Source organism: Aequorivita sinensis, assembly GCF_006346335.1.
Classification (GTDB): domain Bacteria; phylum Bacteroidota; class Bacteroidia; order Flavobacteriales; family Flavobacteriaceae; genus Aequorivita; species Aequorivita sinensis.
Genome location: NZ_VDMC01000001.1, coordinates 213,104 through 238,099, shown reverse-complemented (window position 1 = coordinate 238,099; position 24,996 = coordinate 213,104). Strand labels below are relative to the sequence as shown.

18 protein-coding genes are annotated in these 24,996 nt (G+C 36.6%); 10 read left to right on the top strand and 8 right to left on the bottom strand.

Annotated features, from left to right (window positions below):
• Nucleotides 1-89 precede the first annotated feature (89 nt).
• The 3 genes from amaB to FHP04_RS01115 form a co-directional block, all read right to left on the bottom strand.
• Nucleotides 90-1,643: an L-piperidine-6-carboxylate dehydrogenase gene (gene amaB, locus FHP04_RS01125; RefSeq protein WP_139853991.1), complete on the bottom strand. Its 1,554-nt coding sequence runs from the start codon at nucleotides 1,641-1,643 to the stop codon at nucleotides 90-92.
• Between the two features lie 98 nt (nucleotides 1,644-1,741).
• Complete coding sequence (locus FHP04_RS01120) at nucleotides 1,742-2,278, bottom strand: 3-hydroxyanthranilate 3,4-dioxygenase (protein WP_139853990.1); 537 nt, start codon at nucleotides 2,276-2,278, stop codon at nucleotides 1,742-1,744.
• Between the two features lie 66 nt (nucleotides 2,279-2,344).
• Nucleotides 2,345-2,824: a CAP domain-containing protein gene (locus FHP04_RS01115; RefSeq protein WP_158319100.1), complete on the bottom strand. Its 480-nt coding sequence runs from the start codon at nucleotides 2,822-2,824 to the stop codon at nucleotides 2,345-2,347.
• Nucleotides 2,825-3,022: 198 nt separating this feature from the next.
• Between FHP04_RS01115 and FHP04_RS01110 the strand changes: the two genes are divergently transcribed.
• From FHP04_RS01110 to pbpC, 5 genes are all read left to right on the top strand, one after another.
• A complete protein-coding gene (locus FHP04_RS01110; protein ID WP_139853988.1) occupies nucleotides 3,023-4,090 on the top strand; it encodes an isoaspartyl peptidase/L-asparaginase family protein in 1,068 nt (355 codons plus the stop codon).
• A 360-nt stretch (nucleotides 4,091-4,450) separates the two neighbouring features.
• Complete coding sequence (locus FHP04_RS01100; RefSeq protein WP_139853987.1) at nucleotides 4,451-5,959, top strand: DUF4153 domain-containing protein; 1,509 nt, start codon at nucleotides 4,451-4,453, stop codon at nucleotides 5,957-5,959.
• Between the two features lie 203 nt (nucleotides 5,960-6,162).
• On the top strand, nucleotides 6,163-11,793 hold the full coding sequence (locus tag FHP04_RS01095; RefSeq protein WP_139853986.1) for an alpha-2-macroglobulin family protein: 5,631 nt from the start codon (nucleotides 6,163-6,165) through the stop codon (nucleotides 11,791-11,793).
• 75 nt (nucleotides 11,794-11,868) lie between these two features.
• Complete coding sequence (locus FHP04_RS01090; RefSeq protein WP_139853985.1) at nucleotides 11,869-12,204, top strand: GIY-YIG nuclease family protein; 336 nt, start codon at nucleotides 11,869-11,871, stop codon at nucleotides 12,202-12,204.
• A 123-nt stretch (nucleotides 12,205-12,327) separates the two neighbouring features.
• Nucleotides 12,328-14,691: a penicillin-binding protein 1C gene (gene pbpC, locus FHP04_RS01085; protein ID WP_139853984.1), complete on the top strand. Its 2,364-nt coding sequence runs from the start codon at nucleotides 12,328-12,330 to the stop codon at nucleotides 14,689-14,691.
• Nucleotides 14,692-14,818: 127 nt separating this feature from the next.
• Here pbpC and FHP04_RS01080 read toward each other — a convergent pair whose 3' ends face one another.
• From FHP04_RS01080 to FHP04_RS01070, 3 genes are read right to left on the bottom strand one after another with little or no spacing between them, the layout of a single operon-like run.
• Nucleotides 14,819-15,568, bottom strand: a complete 750-nt coding sequence (locus FHP04_RS01080) for a T9SS type A sorting domain-containing protein (RefSeq protein WP_139853983.1) — start codon at nucleotides 15,566-15,568, stop codon at nucleotides 14,819-14,821.
• 41 nt (nucleotides 15,569-15,609) lie between these two features.
• A complete protein-coding gene (locus FHP04_RS01075) occupies nucleotides 15,610-15,849 on the bottom strand; it encodes a delta-60 repeat domain-containing protein (RefSeq protein WP_139853982.1) in 240 nt (79 codons plus the stop codon).
• Nucleotides 15,850-15,894: 45 nt separating this feature from the next.
• Nucleotides 15,895-16,188 carry a delta-60 repeat domain-containing protein gene (locus FHP04_RS01070; protein ID WP_139853981.1) on the bottom strand — a complete coding sequence of 98 codons (294 nt, stop codon included), beginning with the start codon at nucleotides 16,186-16,188 and terminating at the stop codon, nucleotides 15,895-15,897.
• 146 nt (nucleotides 16,189-16,334) lie between these two features.
• Between FHP04_RS01070 and FHP04_RS01065 the strand changes: the two genes are divergently transcribed.
• Genes FHP04_RS01065 through FHP04_RS01050 form a run of 4 tightly spaced genes read left to right on the top strand, consistent with a single transcriptional unit; the run spans nucleotide 16,335 to nucleotide 22,522 of the window.
• On the top strand, nucleotides 16,335-16,823 hold the full coding sequence (locus FHP04_RS01065) for a GbsR/MarR family transcriptional regulator (RefSeq protein ID WP_246051377.1): 489 nt from the start codon (nucleotides 16,335-16,337) through the stop codon (nucleotides 16,821-16,823).
• Nucleotides 16,824-16,833: 10 nt separating this feature from the next.
• Complete coding sequence (locus FHP04_RS01060) at nucleotides 16,834-17,964, top strand: efflux RND transporter periplasmic adaptor subunit (RefSeq protein WP_139853980.1); 1,131 nt, start codon at nucleotides 16,834-16,836, stop codon at nucleotides 17,962-17,964.
• A gap of 9 nt (nucleotides 17,965-17,973) precedes the next feature.
• Complete coding sequence (locus FHP04_RS01055) at nucleotides 17,974-21,117, top strand: efflux RND transporter permease subunit (protein WP_139853979.1); 3,144 nt, start codon at nucleotides 17,974-17,976, stop codon at nucleotides 21,115-21,117.
• 13 nt (nucleotides 21,118-21,130) lie between these two features.
• A complete protein-coding gene (locus FHP04_RS01050; protein WP_139853978.1) occupies nucleotides 21,131-22,522 on the top strand; it encodes an efflux transporter outer membrane subunit in 1,392 nt (463 codons plus the stop codon).
• 67 nt (nucleotides 22,523-22,589) lie between these two features.
• On the opposite strand, the gene FHP04_RS01045 is transcribed toward FHP04_RS01050, so the two are convergent.
• A complete protein-coding gene (locus FHP04_RS01045) occupies nucleotides 22,590-23,060 on the bottom strand; it encodes a CYTH domain-containing protein (protein WP_139853977.1) in 471 nt (156 codons plus the stop codon).
• 79 nt (nucleotides 23,061-23,139) lie between these two features.
• Nucleotides 23,140-23,787: an NAD(P)H-binding protein gene (locus FHP04_RS01040; protein ID WP_139853976.1), complete on the bottom strand. Its 648-nt coding sequence runs from the start codon at nucleotides 23,785-23,787 to the stop codon at nucleotides 23,140-23,142.
• 57 nt (nucleotides 23,788-23,844) lie between these two features.
• Between FHP04_RS01040 and dinB the strand changes: the two genes are divergently transcribed.
• The gene (gene dinB, locus FHP04_RS01035) at nucleotides 23,845-24,948 is read left to right on the top strand and encodes a DNA polymerase IV (RefSeq protein WP_139853975.1); all 1,104 of its coding nucleotides are present in this window, start codon (nucleotides 23,845-23,847) and stop codon (nucleotides 24,946-24,948) included.
• The last annotated feature ends 48 nt before the right edge of the window (nucleotides 24,949-24,996 follow it).

The window sequence follows — 24,996 nt, the reverse complement described above, 5'->3', positions numbered from 1 at the left end:
ACATTAAAAAACCCCAAAGATTAATTAATCTTTGGGGTTTCTTTAATTTAATAAAACAAATGAATCTTCAGTTTGTCAAATTTTAAATATTACAAATCAAATTTAATACCCTGAGCTAATGGAAGCTCAGTTGTATAGTTGATTGTATTTGTTTGTCTACGCATGTAGATTTTCCAAGCGTCACTTCCACTTTCGCGTCCGCCACCTGTTTCTTTTTCACCACCAAATGCACCACCAATCTCAGCACCTGACGTACCAATATTTACGTTTGCAATTCCACAGTCTGATCCTTGAACAGATAAGAAGCGTTCAGCTTCACGTAAGTTATTAGTCATTATAGCAGATGAAAGTCCTTGCACAACTCCATTTTGAAGTTCGATAGCATTTTCAACATCACCACTATACTTCATCATATATAATACAGGTCCGAATGTTTCGTGTTGAACGATTTCGAAGTCGTTTTCTGCTTCAGCAATAGCTGGTTTTACATAGCATCCACTTTCGTATCCTTCACCTTCTAGAACGCCACCTTCAACGATAATTTTTCCGCCTTCTTCTACAACTTTTTCTAAAGCGTGTTGGTAATTCTTAACAGCATCTTTGTCGATAAGCGGTCCAACGTGATTTTTTTCATCTAGTGGGTTACCAATACGAAGTTGCTTATAAGCAGCAACAACAGCATCTTTTACTTTATCGTAAATACTTTCGTGAATAATTAATCTTCTTGTTGAAGTACAACGTTGTCCAGCAGTTCCAACAGCACCAAATACAGCACCAATTACAGTCATTTTAATATCTGCGTCTGGAGTAACAATAATTGCGTTGTTTCCACCAAGTTCAAGAAGTGATTTTCCTAAACGTGCGGCAACAGCTTGAGCAACTATTTTACCCATTCTAATAGAACCTGTAGCAGAAATTAAAGGAATACGCTTATCGTTAGTCATTAATTCACCAACTTTATAATCACCGTTGATTAAACAAGAAATACCTTCTGGCAAATTGTTATCTGCAAATACCTTAGCAGCAATTTTTTGACAAGCAACACCAGTTAAAGGTGTTTTTTCTGATGGTTTCCAAACACAAACATCCCCACAAACCCAAGCTAATGCTGTATTCCAAGCCCAAACTGCCACTGGGAAATTAAATGCAGAAATAATTCCTACAACTCCAAGTGGGTGGTATTGTTCGTACATTCTGTGTCCTGGACGTTCACTGTGCATTGTTAATCCGTGAAGTTGACGAGATAAACCAACTGCGAAATCACAGATATCAATCATTTCTTGTACCTCACCTAAACCTTCTTGGTAACTTTTTCCCATTTCATAAGAAACTAGCTTCCCTAGAGGTTCTTTCAATCTTCTTAATTCTTCACCAAATTGACGTACAATTTCTCCTCTTTGTGGTGCTGGCTTTACTCTCCATTCTTTAAAAGCTGAGGCAGCAGTTTCTATTACCTTTTCATAGTCTCCTTTTGAAGATGTGGATACTTTTGCAATTACCTTTCCATCAACTGGTGAGTATGAGGTGATTTCTTCACCTTCAGAAAACCATTTACTACCTGTAGAGGTACCAAGGTTTGTGTCTTTAATTCCTAATTGTTCCAATGCTTCTTCAATTCCGAAGCTAGTGGTTGTTGCTTGCATATATTTTTTATTTTTAATCTAAAATTTTACGAAGTGCAAAGGTACACAATGCACCGTAGAATGTAAAACGAAAGTGTATGTGGTTGATAAATAAGATGTTAATCTTGTGTGAAACGAGAATCGGCTTCCATTACAGTACCGCATTTATCGCAAGTGCGTAAATCTTCGTCGTTGTAGAAGTGGTTAAAATGTTTTAAAAAATCAGTTTCGATATTATTCAATGGAAAATAAACTTCGTGTAACTTATTGTTACAGTTATCACAGAACCACAGCAAACCATCCTTTCCTTTAAGATCGACGCGTTTTCTTTCAATAACTAGTCCAATTGACCCTTCGCTTCTACTGGGAGAGTGAGGCACTTTTGCAGGATGAAGATACATGTCTCCTGGCCCTAGGTCCATTATTTTTTTCTCTCCATCTTCCTGAATTGCAACCTGAATATTTCCTTCTAACTGATAAAATAGTTCTTCGGTTTCATTGTAATGATAATCCTTACGAGCATTAGGTCCAGCAACAATCATTACGATATAGTCATCAGACTCTACGTATAAATTTTTATTGCCAACAGGAGGTTTTAGCAACTCTCGATTTTCTTCTACCCACTTATTTAAATTAAACGGTTTCTTGATTGCCATAACCTAACTTTTTGTGTTAAATAGTAAAAGTACGGCAATTTGAGGGAATAGAAAAGGGATGTAGAATTACTTTTTATAAAAGATTTGTGTAAAGTAATTACGATCATTCTCACTTTTTAATACTCCAAATCCAGTATGAGTAAAATCACCTTCAATTATTACTTTATGACTTGTACTATTTAACCAAGCATTTACAACTTCTTCTGCAGTATCATAGCCATATCCAACTATTTCATTAACGGTTTGAGCCTTTTGATAAAATTTTATAGCTTCTGAACGATATCCAAAATTATCGTGATTTAATTCGTTTATATCAATCATGTACAACGAGTGGTCTACAGCTAGGGCAGATGAGTATTGATTGTCTAGTTGCAGTGTGTTTAATCCTAAAGAGTCTCGATAAATGTTAATAATCTCTAAGATGCGAGAGGACAACTCACTGTTATTCTTTTTAACAAGTTCTAAGTCTATTTCGTATTTTACTTGTTGATGATTTATTGAATTGTCTTTTGAGCAGGAAATTAAAACAAGGCATAGAAATGCCATGAGGAGGCTTTGTTTTATTCTAATCATTATTGTGGGGATATAAGATTTTGTTCAAAAGTAAAAATATATTTGAATCTGCAAGAGTGTTTTTGAAAAATAATTTGCAAAATGATAATTTTGATGAGAATACTGTCGTTAAATTAAGGATAAATTAGTATTATTATCGTAAATATTGTCTGAAATAATAAACTCCATATCATGAATAAAGTTTTATTACCTCTCCTGTGTTTTTTATTATTATTATTAAGCTGTAAAAACCCTAATAAACACAATGCTGAAGATTTTAAAGTTGATGAAATTGCAGGTAGTAAAGAGGATGTTTTTGGGATTGTAATTCATGGTGGCGCTGGAACTATTCTTAAAGAGAATATGAGTGATTCGTTAGAAGCGGCTTATAAAGAGAAGCTAAAGGAAGCAATTTCTATCGGACATGAAATCCTTAAAAATGGGGGTACTTCTTTGGAGGCTGTTACAAAAACTATTAACGTATTGGAAGACTCCCCACTTTTCAATGCAGGAAAAGGATCTGTTTTTACTCATGATGCAACAAACGAGCTCGACGCTTCTATAATGGACGGTGCAACTCTAAACGCAGGTGCGGTAGCGGGAGTAAAACACATAAAGAATCCAATAGATTTAGCGAAAGATGTAATGCAAAAAAGCGAACACGTTATGCTATATGGCGCAGGTGCTGAAGAATTTGCTCAATCTTTAGGTTATAAAATGATGGATACAACTTATTTCTATACAAAAAGTAGATACGAATCGTTACAAAGGATTTTAGAAAAAGAAAAAACTATAAACACTGAAAAAATTTCCTTTCAAGATCCTTACATAAAGAATTCAAAATTCGGTACTGTTGGTTGTGCAGCACTAGACAAACACGGAAATCTCGCTTCGGGGACATCTACGGGAGGAATGACAAACAAGCGCTGGAATCGAATTGGTGACGCCCCAATAATTGGAGCGGGAACGTATGCCAATAATGCAACATGTGCTGTTTCTTCAACTGGATGGGGTGAATTCTTTATTCGGTCGGTAGTTGCTTATGATATTTCTGCTTTGATGGAATATAAAGGAATGAGTTTACAAGATGCTGCAAAAGAGGTTATTCATAAAAAAGTGCCTGCACTTGGAGGAGATGGTGGCATTGTTGCAATTGATAAAGACGGAAATGTAGCAATGGAGTTCAACACCGCAGGAATGTACTGGGCATCAATGAATGCTGAAGGAGAATTGGAAATTGGGATTTATAATGAGGAATAAATGGAGCCCTATTACATAATAATATTTACATCAATCCAAACTGAAAACACCAAAAGTTACTCTGAAATGGCCGAATTAATGGATATATTGGCAAAACAATAACCAGGATTTTTGGGCATGGAAAGCAAACATAGATCCTTTGGTTGCGCAGAAAAAAGGAAAGGAAAAATGGTTTACATATTGTAAAGTTAGGATTTGTAAAGTTGAGAGGGAGTATGAGTTTTTAAAAAATAAAATGTAGATGCCTAACAATTAACGCAACCTTTTTTTATTTTCCCTATCTATATAGTATTACTAATAAATTTCCTAAAAAAGCGAACCATAGATAAAAACTACATCTAATCCTTAAATAATAAATAGATGTGGGTAAAAAACTTACTTCCAGTAACCTTTCTTAGTGCAATACTTTTTTCAATTTTATTCTACAACCAAGATTTAGGTCTAAACCTAATAATCTTTGAAACCTCGTTTATTATCTTTTGGATCTTCACTAAACAGTTTAACTTTTCAAATCAAGTTCAAGTTATTACTACCGTAGGATTCTTATTAACATCTGTATTTACAGTGCTTACGCATTCAGTTTTATCATATGTAATCCATTTTATAGCTGCATTTATTTTCGTGGGAGTTCTAAATTATCCGTCTGCAAAATCAATTATAACTGTTGCCTTAATTTCTATAAAATCAATATTTCAGGCTCAAAATGAATTTTTAAACAGTGTAACAAAATCAAAAGTAAAAGGGAAGAGTATTGGAAAAATAATATGGAAGTTTAGAATTTTCATAATACCTGCAGCGGTTATTTTTGTTTTTGTGTCAATTTACAAAGCTTCAAATCCAATTTTTGATGAGTTGACAATTAATCTGGGTGTAAAATTTCAAAGTGTATTTAACTTTATTTTTAAGGATATTGAATTTCTATTTATAATAACACTTTTGCTAGGCTTGTTAATTAGCAATATTCTTTATTTCAGAACGAAAAACTTTTCAATAAAAAAGGCAGACACTAACGCTAGCGATATTTTAATTAGAAAGAAACAAAAAGGACAAAGAAACTTTAAAACATTAAGTTTGAAAAATGAATTAAAGGCGGCTTTGTTCCTGCTTTTCATCCTCAACTTGATTTTATTAATATTGAATATTGCTGATGTCTATTTGGTTTGGTTCAATTTTGAGTGGGATGGACAAACCTTAAAACAATTTGTACACGAGGGAACTTATCTTTTAATTTTCTCTATTTTAATATCAATTGCGATAATACTTTACTTTTTTAGAGGAAACATGAATTTTTATGCCAAGAATAGAGTCTTAAAAAATCTAAGCTATTTATGGTTGTTCCAAAATGTCATTTTAGCAATCTCAGTAGGTGTTCACAACTATTGGTACATAGAACATTTCTCATTAGCCTATAAAAGAATAGGTGTAGCAATATTCTTGATTTTAACTTTGTACGGATTATATTCAGTTTTTATTAAAATAAGAAATGTAAAATCTGGGTTTTATCTTTTTCGTACAAATGCCATGGCATTGTATATTCTTTTGGTGGTAAGTAGTATGGTTAATTGGGATGGTTTAATTGCCAAATATAATTTTGCTCACGCCGATACAGCTTTTCTACATTTTGATTATTTGGTAGATTTATCTGATAAATCCTTACCCTATTTAGACAAACCTATTTCAGAATTAACTAAAATTGAAAACATTCAAACTAAAATATTTCCTTACGATGCAGATTTTATGAATGCCGAAGAATATCATAAACAAATCAAATCAAGAAAAAGAATATTTAAACAAGATTGGGAATCTAAAAGCTTTTTATCCTGGAATTTCCCTGAATATGTAGCCTACAACAGATTGTTTAAAAAATAAATGGGAAAAATTACTTACGAATTCTTGTTAATTCCCTCCCAAATGTTAAACTTCTAATTACAATTTCAACTCATTTTTACTTTTCAAATTCAACCTCCCACCCAAAAAACATATTTCATATTTTTTTTCGAATCAAAACAAATTGGTTTTGCTTTGTAAGCCAATCAATTTGACTTATTTTTAAATATTTATAGCCGTCGCGTATGAAAATTTCACTCAAGGTTTTTTCCATCGTTTTGATTCTTCTCGTTTTTTCCTGTAAAGACAAGAACAAACACGCCGAAACAGACAACCTCTTCAAATTCAAGGATTATATTTCCTATAACACTTACGGAAATCAATCTGTTACAACTGATATTCGCGTTGAGCTTACGAAATCGTTGGAGCAGTTTGAGATGACAGAGCAACTTTCTGCTGATGATTACTTAAGTATTTCTCCAAAAACAAAAGGGAAATTGGTAGTTGAAAACGGCAAAACCCTAATATTTCAACCTTCAGAATACTTAAAACCAGACACCGAATACACTGTAACGGTAAAGCTGAATAAGTTATACGAAGACATTGCTAAAGACTTCAAAACATATACCTTCAGTTTTCATACAATCACGCCAAATTTTAAAGTTGACATCGGCAACCTTCAAAGTTATGACAAACAATGGCAATACGTTGAAGCATCTGTGGAAGCCTCAGATGTAATTTCTTTAGAAAAAGCCAAGCAATTGGTTTCAGCTTCACAGGAAGGCAAAAAGCTAAATTTGAAATGGCCGGCAGAAACAACAGAAGCTCGTTATTTCAGTTTTACAATCGATAGTATTAGCCGTGAAATGAACGATTCTGAAATCCTAATAAAATGGGACGGCAAGCATATCGGCGCAGAAAACAAAGGCGAAAACAAGTTTAAAATTCCGGGGCAAAATAGCTTTACAATAGTTGATATAAGTAGCACTGTGGGCTCTTCGGCACTATTGAGCATCAACTTTTCAGATCCCTTAATGGAAAATCAGGATTTCGCTGGGCTGGTTACTATCGAAAACACCGCAGATCTGCGTTACGAAGTAAACGGAAATGTGTTGAACGTTTACCCGCCAAACCGCGTTGTGGGCAACGTAAAAGTTACCGTTTTCACGGGAATTAAAAACACGGAAGGCTTCGGTTTAAAGAAAGAATTTTCAGAATTGGTTTCTTTTGAACAGTTAAAACCTGCAGTGCGAATGATTTCAAAAGGGGTTATTCTTCCGAATTCTGCTTCTACGCCCGTTTATTTTGAAGCAGTAAATCTTTCAAAAGTAGATGTTCGAGTTATTAAAATTTACGAAAACAACGTGCTGCAATTTCTTCAAAGTTATAATTTGAACGACATTAATACGTACGATATTCGACGAGTTGGTAGGCGAATTGCCAAAAAGACTATCGATTTAAAAAATGATGACTTGTCAAGTAATGGAAGCTGGAAAGCTTACGCAATTAATCTTTCGGAATATTTTAAAGCAGATCCCGGTGCCATTTATCAACTGGAAATCAGTTTCAAAAAAGATTATATCATTTATGATTGCGCCGAGACTACAGCAAGTGAAGAAGATAGTAACGAAAACTACGAAGAAGATCCATATTATACATTCGACCCCTCTGAAGATGAAGATATTCGCGAAGAGCGATATTGGGATAACCAAATTTACCGCTGGCGAAATTTTACCTATAATTGGCAACAGCAGGACAATCCGTGTCATGCCGCTTATTACAACGAAGATCGCGTAGTGACGGCAAATATTTTGGGTTCAGATTTAGGCTTAATTGTGAAAAAAAGCAACAATCGCTCCTATCATTTTATTACCACAAACCTAATTTCTGCAAAGCCCGAAGGTGGTGTAAAAATTAAACTTTTCAACTATCAGCAGCAACTCATTGAAACGCTTACTACCGAAGCCGACGGAATAACGCTTTACGACGGCACTAAAAATGCAGCTTTCGCAGTGGCACAAAAAGGAAACAAATTTGCCTACGTAAAACTCGAAGATGGAAATGCCCTTTCCATGAGCAATTTTGATATTTCGGGAAAAGAACTTCAAAAAGGTTTAAAAGGTTACACGTTTACCGAACGTGGCGTGTACCGCCCCGGTGACAGTATTCACTTAACTTTTGTGCTGAACGACAACGCAAATCCACTTCCAAAAAACCATCCCGTAACGCTTTCTGTGACCGATGCTCGCGGTAAATTAGTGCAACGAACTGTTCTTAATAGTGATGTAACTGGTTCCTCCTCTTTTTCAATAGGAGGTGCCGAAGGCGGAGGTGTATCGGGGGCTAGGGGGCTTGGGTCTTTTTATTATTTCCCAATCGCCACAGATCCTTCGGCACCAACTGGAAACTGGAACGCAACTATAACCGTTGGCGGCGCACAGTTTAGTAACACGTTAAAAGTTGCAACCATAAAACCAAACCGTTTAAAAATCAAACTCGATTTTGACGATGAAATTCTCGACGCAACAAAACCCGTAAAAGGTATGGCAAGCGCAATGTGGCTTCACGGCTCGCCTGCGCGAAATTTAAAAATTGATATGACGGCCACGCTTCGTTCAAGCAACACGGCTTTTCCGAAATTCCCAAAATATAATTTCACGGACCCAATCCGCAGTTTTGATGAGGTTGAAATCCCAGTTTTGGATGGGCAACTTTCTTCGGAAGGTGCTATTTCTTTTAGCCAAAAGATGGAAGTTGGAAAAAACGCACCGGGAATGTTGAAAGCTACATTTTTAACGAAAGTCTATGAAGGCGGTGGTGATTTTTCAATGGATATTTTTTCGAAAGATTTGGCTCCGTTCTCTCATTTTGTAGGTTTGAAATCTCCCGAAGCCGGTCGCTACGGCTCTTATTTTACAGATGAAAACACAACTTTTGATGTGGTTTCCGTAGATACTAAAGGACAAGCTACGGCTAATCGGGAGTTGCAAGTAAAAGTTTTTCAAATTGAATGGCGTTGGTGGTGGAACCGTGGAAGAGACAATCTTTCAACATATGAAAATTCAACTGTTCACAGCCCCGTAAAAGATTTCACCCTAAAAACTGATGGCAGCGGCAAGGGAAAATTCACTGTAAATATTCCCGAAGAGGAAAGCGGACGTTATTTAATTCGGGTAATCGATAAACAATCTGGCCACGCAACGGGACGCATCACTTATTTCTACAGAAATTGGTCACAACGCCCAAGTGATGGCGATGCGGAAAGTGCGAAAATGTTAGTCTTTTCAGCAGATAAAGATAAGTATAATGTAGGTGAAGAAGCTTTTATAACTTTCCCTTCCGGTAGCGACGGTCGCGCCTTAATTAGTGTGGAAAATGGCACCGAAGTTTTGGCAACGCATTGGATTGAAACCAAAAAGGGCGAAACCAAAGCCGCGATAAAAATCACGAAGGAAATGGCGCCGAATATTTATGTGAATATTTCGCTGCTGCAGCCACACAATCAAACTAAGAATGATTTGCCGATGAGACTTTACGGTGTTATTCCGCTATTGGTGGAAGACCCTTCAACCGTTTTACAACCAAAAATCACGATGCCGAATGTGCTGAAACCTGAAGAAAATTTCACCGTAGAAGTTTCAGAAGAAAAAGGCAAACCTATGACTTATACTTTGGCTGTTGTTGACGAAGGTTTGCTGGATTTAACACGATTTGCAACCCCCAATATTCACGAAAGTTTTTACAGTCGCGAAGCTTTGGGTGTGAAAACTTTTGATATGTTCGATTACGTAATTGGCGCCTATTCGGGCAGTGTGGATAATATTTACGCAATCGGGGGTGGCGATGCGGCTTTGGGTGCAAAAAACCGAAAAGCCGACAGATTTAAACCCGTTGTAAAATACCTCGGCCCGTTTGAACTTGCGGCTGGCAAAACTGCATCGCACAATATAATGATGCCAAATTATGTAGGTTCTGTTCGCACAATGGTAATTGCGGGCGATAAAACTAAAAGCGCTTACGGCAGTGCTGAAAAAACCACACCCGTCCGTACGCCTTTAATGGTGTTGGCCTCGCTTCCGCGGAAATTATCCCCGGGCGAAACGGTTGTGCTGCCAGTTACCGTTTTCGCAATGGAAAATAAAGTGAAAACCGCCACGATTACAGTAAAAACCGGTGATGCTTTGAAACCGAAAAATGGAGCTTCAAAAACTGTTACTTTCAACGGGCCGGGAGAACAAATTGTGAATTTTGAATTCGATGTTTCGGCTGCGCTCAACGTGACAGATGCGGTTCAAACTATAGAAGTAACCGCTTCGGGCAACGGTGAAAAAGCGAGCTACAAAGTTGAAATTGATGTGGAGAACCCAAACCCGATTTCGCAAAAATCTACGCAATTCACTATTGCTGAAAATGGCTCACAAACTATAAATTTTGAAACTTTCGGCGTGCCCGGAAGCAATGCCGCGACGCTTGAATTTTCAACATTGCCACCGATGGATTTCGGCAAACGTCTGGAGTTTTTAATCAACTATCCCTACGGATGTTTGGAACAGAGTACTTCTTCTGCATTTCCGCAGCTGTATTTAGCAGATGTTTTCGATATTACTTTCGACAAAAAGCAAGTAATTGAAAAAAATGTAAAAGCAACTATTGCGCGTTTGGGTAGATTTCAACTTTCTAACGGCGGACTTTCATATTGGCCCGGCGAGCGCGAAGCAGATGAGTGGAGCACAACTTATGCGGGGCATTTTATGCTTGAAGCGAAGCAAAAAGGCTACGCTTTGCCCATAAGCTTTATGAGCAATTGGTTGCTGTACCAACAAAACATGGCGCGCCAATGGCGAAATAGTTATGCGGTGTACAATTCAAGTTTAACACAGGCTTACAGACTTTACACCTTAGCATTGGCCGGAAAACCAGAATTGGCAGCAATGAATAGACTTCGCGAAAGCAAAGAATTGAGCAATGATGCAAAATGGCGACTGGCTGCAGCTTATGCTTTGGCTGGAAAGAAAAACGTTGCCGAGCAAATTGCAAAAACGGCAAATATTAATTTTGTCCCTCAAAAATCTGACAATTATACCTACGGATCTCCGTTTAGAAATCGCGTAATGGCTTTGGAAACTATGGTTTTATTAGGCGATCCGAAACAACGTGAATTGGCAATTTCAGTAGCGAAAGATCTCTCATCCAGAAATTGGTACAGCACACAGGAAACTTCGTATGCCTTAATGACGATGGCGAAAATGGTTGAAAAGAATGGCGGTAAAGCGATGGAACTCACATTTACAAATGGCGGAAAATCGGTTGAATTAGAAACTGATCGAGCCATTGCGCAGCGAGATCTGTCGTTTGTGATGGGAAGTAATTCAGTTTCAGTAACCAATAAAAAAGGGAATATTGTTTACGTTACGCTTTCGCAACGAGGAAAACTTCCACTAGGAAAAGAACTTGCCGAAAGACGTAATCTCTCCATAAAATCTGAATATTTGGGAGGTGATGGAAAAGCAATCGACGTAACGAAATTGCGACAAGGAACCGAAATAATCGCCAAAGTAAGTGTTACCAATACTTCGGGAGATTGGATAAACAATGTGGCTTTGGCGAAAATCTTCCCAAGCGGTTGGGAAGTTGTAAACACTAGTTTTTCAGAATTGGGCGGTGGCGCAACTGGAAACGCACGATACACAGACATTCGCGACGACCGCGTGAATTTTTTCTTTGATTTAAAAAGCAATCAAACGAAGACGTTCACCGTGAAGCTAAATGCGTCCTATTTAGGAACGTATTATTTGCCGGGAACACAGGTTGAAGCTATGTATGACAATTCTTATTATGCGAGGAACAAAGGGATGTGGGTGACTATTGAATTGTGATTTTTTCTAAATGCCAATGAAAAATAACCGTGTCATGCTGAGCCTGTCGAAGCGTTTTATGATTAATTAAAATATATGAAATTCTATTTCACATATATCCTTCAATGCTCTGATAATTCCTATTACACAGGAATGACAAATGATTTAGAACGCAGACTTGTGCAGCATAATGAAGGAATAAAAAAAGATTGCTATACTTTTAAAAGGAGACCAGTAGTGCTAAAATGGCACTTACAATGTACAAATCCAACGGAAGCAATAAAGGTTGAAAAACAGATAAAAGGCTGGTCACGAAGAAAGAAAACTGCATTGATTGAAGAGAATTGGCAAGATTTAATAGAATTTTCAAAAAATTATACTGAATATGGGCATCCTGATAAGAGAAACCCGTCTTCGACAGGCTCAGACTGACACTCGAAAACCTCATGATAAATTGAAATATAAATGTCACGCTGAGCTTGTCGAAGCGCAACACACGGGTCTTCGACAAGCTCAGACTGACATTAGTCTACATAATTGACTTTAGGAATTAAATTGAAAAGAACAACTTTAAAAAAGCATTTTAAAACTCACAAAATAAAACTCAGTATCGCGCTAGTTTTATTGGTGGTTTGGCTCTTCTGCCTTCCCTCGCCATTATTTGAGGTTCCCACCGCAACCGTAGCCGAAAGCAGCAGCGGGCAAATGCTGGGCGCACGAATTGCAGACGATGGCCAATGGCGATTTCCACAAATGGATTCGGTGCCGGAACGGTTTGAAAAATGTATTCTTTATTTTGAAGACGAATATTTCTATTGGCATCCCGGCTTCAATCCAATTTCTATTTCAAAAGCACTTTGGAATAATCTTACTACCGATTCCCGTCGCGGCGGGAGTACAATTACCCAACAAGTTATCCGTCTTTCCCGACAAAATAAAGAAAGAACTTATTTTGAAAAATTAATTGAAATTTTTCAAGCCACGCGTTTGGAAGCAGGTTTTAAGAAAAAATCAATTTTGAATTTATACGCTTCGTACGCGCCTTTTGGCGGAAATGTGGTTGGATTGGAAACTGCGTCCTGGCGCTATTTCGGGATTCCTGCGAGCGAATTGAGTTGGGGGCAATCTGCTGCTTTAGCGGTACTTCCAAATGCGCCCTCACTTATTTTTCCCGGGAAAAACGAAGAAATTTTAAAGAAGAAAAGAGATGCTTTATTATTGAAACTTTTCAAAAATGGAGTGATTGATGAAACCACGTATCAATTGGCTTTGGATGAAAACCTACCCGGAAAACCGTTGTCTTTGCCGGAATTTGCACCTCATTTAACTGAAAAAATTCGAAAGGAGCATCCAGGAAAACGAATTGAAACAACCATTGATTTTTCACTTCAACAAAAGCTAAATAATATTGTAAAAGAGCATAATTTTTTGTTGAGTCAGAATCAAATTCACAATGTTGCGGTGTTGGTGATGGATGTAAATACACGCGAAGTTTTGGGGTATGTGGGGAATTCACCTACAACAAAAGAACACAACAACTATGTAGATGTTATTGAAAAACCGCGAAGCACGGGGAGTATTCTAAAGCCTTTTCTTTTTGCTTCAATGCTAGATGCTGGGGAGATTCTTCCGAATACTTTGGTGGCTGATGTTCCTACTTCAGTGAATGGATATACACCTGAAAATTTCGACAAGCAATTTAACGGCGCCGTGCCCGCTAGCGTTGCTCTTTCTCGTTCGCTAAATATTCCAGCGGTGCGGATGTTACGCGATTTCGGTTTACAGCGGTTCTATAATATTCTTGGAAAAATGAATCAAAAGTCAGTCGATAAACCTGCAGATTATTATGGTTTGTCTATGATTTTGGGCGGCGCGGAAAGCAGCTTATGGGATATTACAAAAGCGTATGCGGGGATGGCTTCAACTTTAAATTTCTTCAACACTTCTTCCAGCGAATACCGAAAAAATGAATTTGTGGAACCAGTTTATGTGAAAGATCACGAGGAAATTGACTTCGGAAAAATTCAGCAAAATCCTTGGGTTTGGAATGCGGGAGCAATTTATGAAACTTTCGATGCAATGCAAAAAGTGAACCGTCCGAGTGGTGAAGAAAATTGGGAGTTTTTTACAAGCAGTCAACCACTCGCTTGGAAAACAGGAACGAGTTACGGTTTTAAAGACGCGTGGGCCGTTGGGGTTACGCCAAATTACGCAATAGGCGTTTGGGTGGGAAATGCCGATGGCGAAGGACGACCGGGTTTAACTGGAATTCAAGCTGCAGCTCCCATTTTGTTTGATGTTTTGAATGTTTTGCCACAAAGCGGGTGGTTTAATATTCCGTATGACGAACTGGTTGAAGTTGAAGTTTGTGCAAAAAGCGGTCATCTCGCTGGACTTTTTTGCGACGAAATAAAGAAGGAATGGATTTCGAAAAACGGTGCAAGAACCGAAGCTTGTCCGTATCATCAAACCGTATTTTTAAATGCTTCGGAAAATTATCGGGTTAATTCTTCGTGTTATTCCCTTTCAGAAATGGTTCAAAAGAATTGGTTTGTGCTACCGCCGGTTATGGAATATTTTTACGCGTCTCTTCATCCAGAATATCATCCTTTGCCGCCTTTTGCGCCTAATTGTAGACAGGATGGTGAAAAGTTGATGGCTTTTATATATCCAAAGAAAAATGAAACAGTGTTGCTTCCGAAGAATTTTGATGAAAATGTGAACGAAGTAATTTTTAAGCTTGCGCACCGATCATCAGAAAATATAGTTTATTGGTATTTAGATTCAGAATATATCGGGAAAACGGAAACGTTTCACGAGTTGGCTATTTCCCCAAAACCAGGAAATTATATTCTAACAGTTGTGGATAGTGAAGGAAATGAGTTGAAAGAGGGGATCCAAATTAAAACACTTCAATGAATAAAAAAAGGACTTAAGACAATAGGACTTAAGACGTAGGACAAAATGGATTTACATTAATAAAACCTTTTTGAAATCTACGCTGTCTTATGTCCTACGTTTTTTAGTCCTAGGTCCTTTTTAAATATTATTGCTTAACAAATCGAACAACGCTTGAGTTGTTGTCAGAAGTTAGTTTCACTAAACATGCTCCAGAAGCAAAATCTGAAACATTAATGTTGGCTGTATTTTGGATTTCTGAAGCGTAAACTTTTTTACCTGAAACGTCGTAGATTTCCAGTTTGTAGCTTGTAGAAGCATCGCTTAACTGAACAGTAATTTGGCTGTTTGCTGGGTTAGGAAATAAGTTGAATTTAACATTTTGAAAATCTTCAGTACCTAAAACTACGTTGTCGTAACGTACAACGATTAATTCAGAACCTCCTGTTGGAGCGTAAGAGTAACCAGCAAGAATAATTTTATTGTCTGGCTGAAGTGTGATTGCTGTACCGTAATCTTCACGCTGATTGAAATCTGTACTTACCATACCATCAACTCCGAAAGTACTGTCTAAGTTTCCATTAGTGTCAAAACGTGCCATTGCAAGATTATATTCAGTTTCACGAACAGAATATCCAGCAATGATTACTTTTCCGTCGTCTTGTAAAACAATATCGTCTGAATAATTTGGACCATCTTCTAAACGAGCCGTAGTTACACCGTTATCTCCATAAGTATTGTCAAAGGTTCCGTCTTCATTTAGACGAACAACTGCTAAATCGTGTTTAAGTCCTATATTACTGATCCACTTATGTCCTCTTAAAAGAATTTTTCCATCGTCTTGTATAGCAAGCGCTTCACTAAAATCGTTTCCATTCCCAATATTGAACGAAACCATTCCATCGGTTTTAAACCTATTATCAATCCTACCATCACTGTTTATCTAGCAGGTGCCATTTCAAAAGTGTTTTGATTGTTTATCAAAAAACCACCAAGTACAATTTTTCCATCGGCTTGAACTTTTACATCTTTCACATAACTTGGGGCATTAGGAAAAGTTGTAGTGGACCATCCATTAGAGCCGAATGTGGAATCTAAGGTACCATCAGTATTAAATCGGGCAACTGTGAAATTGTCATTAGAATATACACCTACCAATATTTTACCATCATCTTGTATAGTTACAGCCTTTGATACATCAGATCCATTATCAACAAGTGCAACTCAATTTGATCCAAAAGAGTTGTCGAAAGTTCCATCGGTGTTTAGGCGAAGTGAAAAAATATCACCTGTAACATTATCCCAAGTGTATCCGCTCATAACGATTTTTCCATCTGCTTGAAGGGCTACATCTGTAGCGAATGATTTCATACTACATATAGGCATAAGTACATTTCCATCCTCTCCAAAAGTAGTGTCGATTGATCCGTCTGTATTAAAACGCGTAGCCACCGCAATGTAAGTTGATTGTTCCCCAGCTTGTCCAACCACAATAATTTTCCCATCTAGTTGAACCACGGTAGCTTGTGTAACATTAAATGTGCCATTTATTACTGCTAAAAAGTAGTTAATTCACTCAAAATAACTTTAACAAAAATTTAAACTCTGTTTGGTTCGGTATTTTACGAACCAAACATATCTTTGCAGCCTTATTAAAAAATATTTTGAATAAAAAAGATAAGTTGATAGAAAGAATGGGTGTGCACTTGGAGCATAAGGAGCAATTAGCTCCTTTAGCGGCTCGAATACTTGCTAGCCTAATTTTGAAAGGTAAAAAAGGTGAAACTTTTGAAAACTTAGTATGTGAACTTAAAGCGAGTAAAAGCACAATTTTTACTCATCTCACTAATTTGCAAGCTTCTCATCGAATTACATATTACACCAAAACTGGTGATCGCAAAAAGTACTTTATTCTAAGTCCAAACGCTTGGGTGCAGTCTATGGATGAGATGATAAGTAGTTGGAATGAGGAACGTGATATTCATTTAGAGATCATTGACTACAAATCGGATATGAATAAAAGTTTTCCAGAAGATTCAGAAGAGAAGTTTGACCTTAACTTTCACTATGAATATTTAAACTATTTAAATCAGGCTTCTAGCATGATGATAAACTTACGTACAAAACTAATTGAAAACCATAAAAACGACTAATTATACAAAAATGAAAAAAATACAATTTACTTATGTGCTTCCTGGTTTAGTAGGGCTTTGCTTGTTTTTTGCCAGTTGTGGTAATGATCAAAGTCAGAACCAAAGAGCTCCACAAGCACTACCATTTCCTGTAGTAACAGTTCCTTCACAAACCGTTACAGCTTACGCTACGTATCCTACAAGTTTAGAAGGTATAATTAATAGTGAAGTGCGTGCTAAAACTTCTGGTTATATAACTCATGTTTTGGTAGATGAAGGACAAAAAGTAAGAAAAGGGCAAACACTTTTTAGATTGGAAACACAATCTTTAAGCCAAGATGCGGCTGCAGCAAGAGCCAATGTCAACGCGGCTCAAGTTGAAGTAAATAAGCTAAAGCCACTAGTTGAGAAGAACATTATAAGCGGTGTTCAACTTGAAACAGCCAAAGCTAAATTAGCGCAAGCACAAAGTGCTTATAACTCTATCTCAGCAAATATTGGTTATGCTACTATTAAAAGCCCAGTAGATGGTTATGTAGGTTCTATTCCTTTTAGAGAAGGTGCTTTAATAAGCCCATCTTCTCAAGTGCCATTAACAACTGTGGCGGATATAGACAAGATATATGCATTCTTTTCATTAAATGAAAAAGCTTATTTAGATTTTATCGAAAAGAACGAAGGAAAAACGCTTGAAGATAAAATAAAGAATCTGCCTAAAGTTCGTTTGATTTTAGCTAACGGTACTTTATATGATCAAGAAGGAACTGTAGAAACCATTAATTCTCAAGTAAACCCTTCTACGGGTACAGTTTCATTTAGAGCTGTTTTTGACAATCCAAATAGATTGCTTTCTAGCGGTTACAGTGGAAGAATTCAACTTCCAAATACATATGAAAATGCAACAGTTGTTCCTGCATCTGCTACATATGAAAGGCAAGGGATTACATACGTTTATAAAGTACAAGGAGATACTTTAGCTACTACAAGTGCTATTAATATTTTAGATCGTGTAGACAACTTAGTGATTGTAAAAGACGGTATAAATCCAGGTGATAAGGTAGTTGCAAAAGGAGTTGGAAAGCTTAGAGACCAAACGCCAATTATAGCACAGCCAGCAGATTTTGACAGTATTGCAAAAGGATTAGAAAAAGTATTCAAATAAGAAGAAACTATGATCAAGAAATTTATTGAACGACCTGTTCTATCTAGTGTCGTTTCCATTATCATATTAATATTGGGGGTTTTAGGTATTACAACGCTACCTACCACCCAGTATCCAGAAATTGCTCCACCTACGGTACAGGTTTCTGCCAACTATCCTGGTGCGAACGCTGCGACAGTACTTGAGAGTGTAATTGTTCCGATTGAGGAACAGATTAACGGGGTAGAAGGGATGACTTACATCACTTCAACAGCAAGTAACAACGGTAGTGCAAGTATAAACGTGTTTTTTGACCAAGACGTAGATCCAGACATTGCTGCGGTAAACGTACAAAACCGTGTGGCACGTGCTACTTCATTATTACCATCAGAGGTAACTCAATCTGGGGTAATTACGCAGAAACAACAAACTAGTGCCTTAATGTTCATTACAGTTTATTCTGAAAATGAAGATTATGATGGTACTTATATTCAAAACTATTTAAATATTAATGTACTCCCAGAATTGAAAAGGATTAATGGAGTTGGGGGTGTAAACGTATTTGGTGGTAAAGATTACGCAATGCGTATTTGGTTAAAACCAGAAAAATTAGCTGCTTATAATCTAGAACCAGCAGATATTACTGCTGCTATTAGAGAGCAAAGTAGAGAAGCTGCAGCAGGATCTTTAGGGCAAAACAATGCAGAATCTTTTGAATATGTTTTAACCTATAGCGGTAGATATAAAGAAGCTTCACAATATGAAGAAATTGTAATTAAGTCGTTAGGAAATGGAAAGTTCCTTACTCTTAAAGATGTTGCGGAAGTTGAATTAGATGCTCAAAACTACGGATCTATATCATTCACCAATGGTAATCCAGGGGTGAGTATGGCTATCTATCAAACAGCTGGATCTAATGCTCAGGAGATTATCCGTACTGTGCACGAGAAGTTTGAGGTTATGGAGAAAGACTTCCCAAAAGGAGTTAAGCATATAGTTAACTTCGACTCTAACGAGTTTTTGGAAGCTTCGATTAGTAAAGTAATAACAACACTTATAGAAGCATTCTTATTGGTGTTCTTGGTAGTGTTTATTTTCTTACAGGATTTCCGTTCAACTTTAATTCCTGCTATTGCGGTACCGGTTTCTATTGTAGGTACCTTCTTTTTCCTAAATATGTTTGGGTATTCAATTAACCTATTAACATTATTTGCACTCGTACTAGCAATTGGAATTGTAGTGGATGATGCTATTGTAGTTGTGGAAGCGGTGCATGCTAAACTTGAAGAAGGAGCAGAAACAGCATTAAAAGCAACTCACTCAGCAATGGATGAAATTACGGGGGCTATTATCTCAATCACCTTAGTAATGGCAGCAGTATTTATTCCAGTAACTTTTATTACAGGACCTACTGGGGTATTCTATGAACAGTTTGGTGTTACGCTTATTGTGGCCATTGTAATTTCGGCAGTAAATGCATTGACATTAAGTCCTGCATTATGTGCTATATTCCTTAAAACTCACGATGAAGAAGTTAAAAAGAAAAACCTATTAGGGCGTTTCTTTAGCAAGTTCAACACTGCATTTGCTGTTACAACTGATAGATATATGAGATCTTTAGGATTTTTGTATAGGCACAAATGGATTAGTGTTGTCTTCTTAATTATTTGTGTAGTAGGTATTGTTTGGGCTTCTAATACTACTCCAACAGGTTTCGTTCCTGACGAGGATAGAGGACTTATTTTCGCAAACGTGGAACTTCCAGCTGGGGCTTCATTAGATAGAACGGTTGGAGTTAATAAAGAATTACGAGAAAAAATTAAAGATATTCCTGGAATTAGAGATATCTCATTAGTAAATGGATTTAGTATTATCAGTGGTTCAGGTAGTAACTACGGGATTGGATTCATTAAATTAGATAATTGGTCTGAAAGAGAAGATGATGATAGATCGGTAGAAGCAATTACTGGTAAACTTTTCGGAGTTGCTGCAACTATTCCAGATGCGAACATTCTTTTTTTCCAACCTCCAAGTGTACCAGGTTTCGGTATCTCTTCAGGTTTTGAAATGAAAGTTTTGGATAGAACTGGTGGTAGTTTTAACGACCTAAGTATTGCTACCCAAAACTATCTGCAAGAACTAATGCAGAGACCAGAAATTATGTATGCGCAGTCATCATTTAATACAGATTATCCGCAATATGAAATAGATGTTGATATTGCTAAAACGAAGGAAGCTGGGATTAGTGTGAGTTCAATTCTTACAACCCTACAAGGATATATAGGAAGTATCTACGCAGCCGATTTCTCTAGATACGGAAAGCAGTATCGTGTGTTTGTTCAAGCATTACCAGAAGATAGAACGTCTGTTGAAAGTTTGAATCAGATATTCGTACGTAACTCACAAGGTGAAATGGCTCCAATTACAGAGTTCATTACGTTAGAAAGAGTATATGGACCTCAATCGGTAACTAGATTTAACCTGTTTAACTCTGCAAGTGTGAACGGTGCAGCGGCGCCTGGATACTCTTCAGGAGATGCTATTAAAGCAGTTCAAGAAGTAAGTCAAAACTTGCCTCAGGAATATACTGTAGCTTTCTCTGGACTTACTCGTGAGGAGATTTCAGCAGGTAGTCAAACTACATTTATTTTTATTCTTGTTTTACTATTTGTGTATTTCATTCTAGCAGCACAATACGAAAGCTTCTTAATTCCATTCTCAGTGATATTCTCTGTGCCAGTGGGTGTTTTTGGAGCCTATATAGTTACAAAGTTTTCAGGATTGGAGAACAACGTTTACTTCCAAATTGCACTTATAATGCTTATTGGATTATTAGCGAAAAACGCGATTCTGATTGTTGAGTTCGCGCTTCAAAGACGTAGAACAGGACTTTCGCGTATGACTGCTGCATTTGAAGGTGCAAAGTCTAGACTTAGACCTATTTTGATGACATCGTTTGCCTTTATCGTTGGTCTTTTACCGTTAGTTTTTGCTACAGGTATTGGAGCACGTGGTAACAATGCAATTGGAACAGGAGCAGTAGGTGGATTATTAATTGGAACTATTTTCGGAGTATTTGTAATTCCTATTCTATATATCTTTTTCCAATGGATACAAGATAAAATGAATAAAACCCCAGATACATTTGAAGTTGAAGTTCAAGATGAAAAATAAAAGAAATCGTACTATGAAATTTTTAAAAGGAATTGCAATTGCAATGGCTTTCTTAACGCTTCAATCTTGTTTTGTAGCGAAAGAATACAGCAGACCTGAAACAGTGGTGGAATCTGATAATTTCCGTACTGAAAACTTGCCTCAGGATAGTTTATCTATGGCAACAGTGTCTTGGAAAGAGATTTTTACAGATCCGATACTTCAAGGTTATATAGAAGAAGGGCTTAATAATAATATGGATATCCGTATTGCATTACAGCAAATTGCAATAGCAGAGGCTTATGTAAAACAAGGTAAAGCAGGATATTTCCCAACATTGAATGGTACTGCTAGAGTTGTGCATCAGGAACTTTCAGAATCAAGTAGAATTCCTGGTCAAAACTCTTCGGTAGATCAGTTTGAGGTATCTGGCGGACTTTCATGGGAAGCAGATATTTGGGGGAAAATTAGAAGTACTAAGCGTGCTTCTGATGCTACTTATTTGCAAACCGTAGCGGCTCACCAAGCAGTAAAAAGTAGATTGGTGGCAAATATTGCAGCTACATATTATCAGCTTTTAGCTATTGACGAACAGATTAGAGTAACCGAAGAAACAATTAGTGCTCGAACTGAAGGAGTTGAAACCACTATTGCTCTTAAGGATGCAGGTATTGGTAATGAAGCTGGAGTGAAACAAACTGAGGCTCAGTTGTATACGGCTCAAGCTATACTGGTAGACCTGAAAAATCAAAGTAGGTTAGTAGAAAATACCTTATCTATTTTATTAGGAAGTTCTCCTCAACAAATCACTAGAGGTACCTTAGATAATCAAAGTATTGAAATTCCATTAGAAACAGGAGTTCCTTCACAATTGTTAAGTAATAGACCAGATGTGATAGCAGCTGAATATGGTTTGGTAAATGCTTTTGAACTTACAAATGTTGCAAGAAGTAGTTTTTATCCTTCACTTACTTTAAGTGCTAACGGTGGTTTCCAAAGTTTGGATCTCGATAAACTTTTTAATGTGAATTCATTGTTTGCTAGTGTTGTAGGTGGGTTGACGCAGCCAATTTTTAACGGGCGTAAGATTAAGACGCAATACGAAGTTTCACAAGCAAGACAAGAACAAGCGTTGTTGAACTTTAAATATGCACTTCTTATAGCTGGAAAGGAAGTCTCTGATGCAATGTATTCTATCGAAGCTGCAACAGAAAAGATTTCAATTAAAGAACGTGAAAACGAAGCCTATAATTTAGCTACTGAGTACTCAGAGGAATTATTAGATAATGGAATGGGCACTTACTTAGAGGTTTTAACCGCTCAAGAACGTGCACTAGGTTCGAGCTTAGATTTGGTAGCAGCAAAAAATAATCGTTTACAAGCAATTGTTGATTTATACGAAGCCCTTGGTGGTGGATGGAGATAAAAGTTTTTTTTTGATTTGGTTGGTTAGTTGATTAACTGTCCTAGTATTTATTGCTAGGGCAGTTTTTTTATTTCCAGTTTTTAAAAGGATTTAAACTAAGTTGTGAGTTGTAATATCGAATATCGCCTGTAACTTCTTTTCCTAACCATTCAGGTTTAGTAAAAACTTCATCTTCTGAATTAAGTTCAACTTCAGCCATAATTAACCCTTCATTTTCTCCCGTAAACTCATCGATTTCAAAAATGTGATCCCCTACTGAAACTTCGTAACGAGTTTTTTCAATTATACCTTTCTCACAAAGTAGAAGTAATTCTTTAGCTTCATTTAAAGAAATTTGCTTTTCCCATTCAAAGCGAGACAATCCTGATTTATTTGACTTACCTTTTATAGTAATATACCCGTTATCTCCCATTAATCGGATGCGTACAGTACGTTCAGGATGTGTGTTTAAAAAACCTTGTGCAATTCGTGTGCGCTTATGAGCTTCTTTTTTAAAAGCTTCGGAAGTAATTAGGAATTTACGTTCTATTTCTTTCATGTTTATTTCTATATTACGTTATCAGGTTGAGCACAGATGACACCTCTTAATAATCCTCAACTCTGCTCGAACAGACATTTTAGCCTACAATTTCTTTAATTTTTTCGGAAGTAATTATTTTTTCAGAATAACCATCTTTCGATAAAACACGCATGGCTTCAGCAATTGTTTCGGCTTCTATCATTTTGTATTTCGCAGGAATTAAAAACCCAAAAACCTTCATAAAAGCCTCTGCTAGATTTTCTCCAAATCGAGATTCATTTCTATTTCCAACAATCAAAGAAGGTTGTAAAATGTATGTGTTTTCAATTTTCTGAAGTAAAACATCACGTTGCATTTCTCCTTTAGTCTTATTGTAAAAAACACTACTATTTTCTGAGGCACCTAATGCTGAAATAACGATAAATGTTTTAATATCGTTTTGTTTTGCAAGCTTTGCAGCAGCCACTGGAATCCCATAGTCTATCTTTTTATAAGTATCTTTATTGGGTGTTTTAGATTTTGTGGTTCCAATACAACAGAAAACAACATCGGCTTTAAAGGTTTCAGAATTATTTTTTAACTGAAACATATCTATAATATACTCTTCGATTTTAGGTGAATTTATTCCCACGGAACTACGAGAGAATAATTTAATTTTATCATAAGTATCATCCTTCAGAAGTTTTTCTAGTAAAATATTTCCAGTGAGTCCTGTTGCTCCTAAAATAATAGCAGTTTTTTTCATTCTATAAATATACCTACAAGTTTTGAATACCTTGTTAGATGGTATTAAATTTACATTATGCAAAAGTCTTTAATTGTTCGTAAAATAATTCACATCGATATGGATGCATTTTACGCATCTGTAGAGCAGTTGGATAATCCAGAGCTGCGAGGCAAGGCAATTGCTGTTGGAGGAAGTTCGGAACGAGGAGTGGTAAGTGCAGCAAGTTATGAAGCTCGAAAGTTTGGAGTTAGGAGTGCCATGAGTAGTGTAGCGGCAAAAAAATTATGTCCGGAACTCATTTTTGTAAACACTAATTTCGACCGCTATAAAGAAGTTTCAAAACAAATTAGAAAAATATTTTTTGAGTATACTAATTTGGTAGAACCGCTTTCCTTAGACGAAGCGTATCTTGATGTTACTGAAAACAAAAAAGGAAACCCGAGCGCTACAATGATAGCGACTGAAATTCGTCAAAAAATTAAGGATAAGACTGGTTTAAATGCCTCTGCAGGGATTTCAGTTAATAAGTTTGTAGCTAAAATAGCAAGTGATATCAACAAGCCTAACGGGCAAAAAACAATAAGTCCAGAAGAGGTTATTCCATTTTTAGAAACCCTAGATGTAAAGAAGTTTTATGGTGTTGGGAAGGTTACAAAAGAGAAAATGTATCGTTTAGGAATTTTCACCGGAATGGATTTAAAAAATCAATCTTTGGAGTATTTAAATGAACACTTCGGAAAAAGTGGACAACATTATTACAACGTTGTTCGAGGTATACACAACAGCATAGTGAAGCCAACCCGAAAGCAAAAATCATTAGCGGCCGAGCATACTTTTTCTGAAAATATATCATCAGAAATTTTTATGATGGAACGCCTAGAAGAAATTGCAACTGAGGTGGAAGGACGAATGTTAAAACGCAAACTTGCTGGGAAGACAATTACCCTTAAAATTAAGTATAGCGATTTCACTTTACAAACTCGCAGTAAAACAGTACCGTTGTTTATATCGTCTAAAGAATTAATTTTAGAAGTAGTTAAAGAATTGTTATTCCAAGAAAAAATGAAAGAGTCGGTACGATTGTTGGGAATTTCAATTTCGAACCTAAACAATGAGGTTTCAATTAAAAAATCGGTCCCAAGCGCATCGATTGATGTACAATTAAAACTAGAATTTTAAGTATGTAAAAAAGCTACTTACCTTTATACTAATTAAAAACTCCAAATT

What these genes read in the sequence shown, in the direction of transcription:
- amaB (WP_139853991.1), bottom strand. Translation starts at nt 1,643, where the DNA reads ATGCAAGCAACAACCACTAGCTTCGGAATTGAAGAAGCATTGGAACAA.
- FHP04_RS01120 (WP_139853990.1), bottom strand. Translation starts at nt 2,278, where the DNA reads ATGGCAATCAAGAAACCGTTTAATTTAAATAAGTGGGTAGAAGAAAAT.
- FHP04_RS01115 (WP_158319100.1), bottom strand. Translation starts at nt 2,824, where the DNA reads ATGGCATTTCTATGCCTTGTTTTAATTTCCTGCTCAAAAGACAATTCA.
- FHP04_RS01110 (WP_139853988.1), top strand. Translation starts at nt 3,023, where the DNA reads ATGAATAAAGTTTTATTACCTCTCCTGTGTTTTTTATTATTATTATTA.
- FHP04_RS01100 (WP_139853987.1), top strand. Translation starts at nt 4,451, where the DNA reads ATGTGGGTAAAAAACTTACTTCCAGTAACCTTTCTTAGTGCAATACTT.
- FHP04_RS01095 (WP_139853986.1), top strand. Translation starts at nt 6,163, where the DNA reads ATGAAAATTTCACTCAAGGTTTTTTCCATCGTTTTGATTCTTCTCGTT.
- FHP04_RS01090 (WP_139853985.1), top strand. Translation starts at nt 11,869, where the DNA reads ATGAAATTCTATTTCACATATATCCTTCAATGCTCTGATAATTCCTAT.
- FHP04_RS01080 (WP_139853983.1), bottom strand. Translation starts at nt 15,568, where the DNA reads ATGGTTTCGTTCAATATTGGGAATGGAAACGATTTTAGTGAAGCGCTT.
- FHP04_RS01060 (WP_139853980.1), top strand. Translation starts at nt 16,834, where the DNA reads ATGAAAAAAATACAATTTACTTATGTGCTTCCTGGTTTAGTAGGGCTT.
- FHP04_RS01055 (WP_139853979.1), top strand. Translation starts at nt 17,974, where the DNA reads ATGATCAAGAAATTTATTGAACGACCTGTTCTATCTAGTGTCGTTTCC.
- FHP04_RS01050 (WP_139853978.1), top strand. Translation starts at nt 21,131, where the DNA reads ATGAAATTTTTAAAAGGAATTGCAATTGCAATGGCTTTCTTAACGCTT.
- FHP04_RS01045 (WP_139853977.1), bottom strand. Translation starts at nt 23,060, where the DNA reads ATGAAAGAAATAGAACGTAAATTCCTAATTACTTCCGAAGCTTTTAAA.
- FHP04_RS01040 (WP_139853976.1), bottom strand. Translation starts at nt 23,787, where the DNA reads ATGAAAAAAACTGCTATTATTTTAGGAGCAACAGGACTCACTGGAAAT.
- dinB (WP_139853975.1), top strand. Translation starts at nt 23,845, where the DNA reads ATGCAAAAGTCTTTAATTGTTCGTAAAATAATTCACATCGATATGGAT.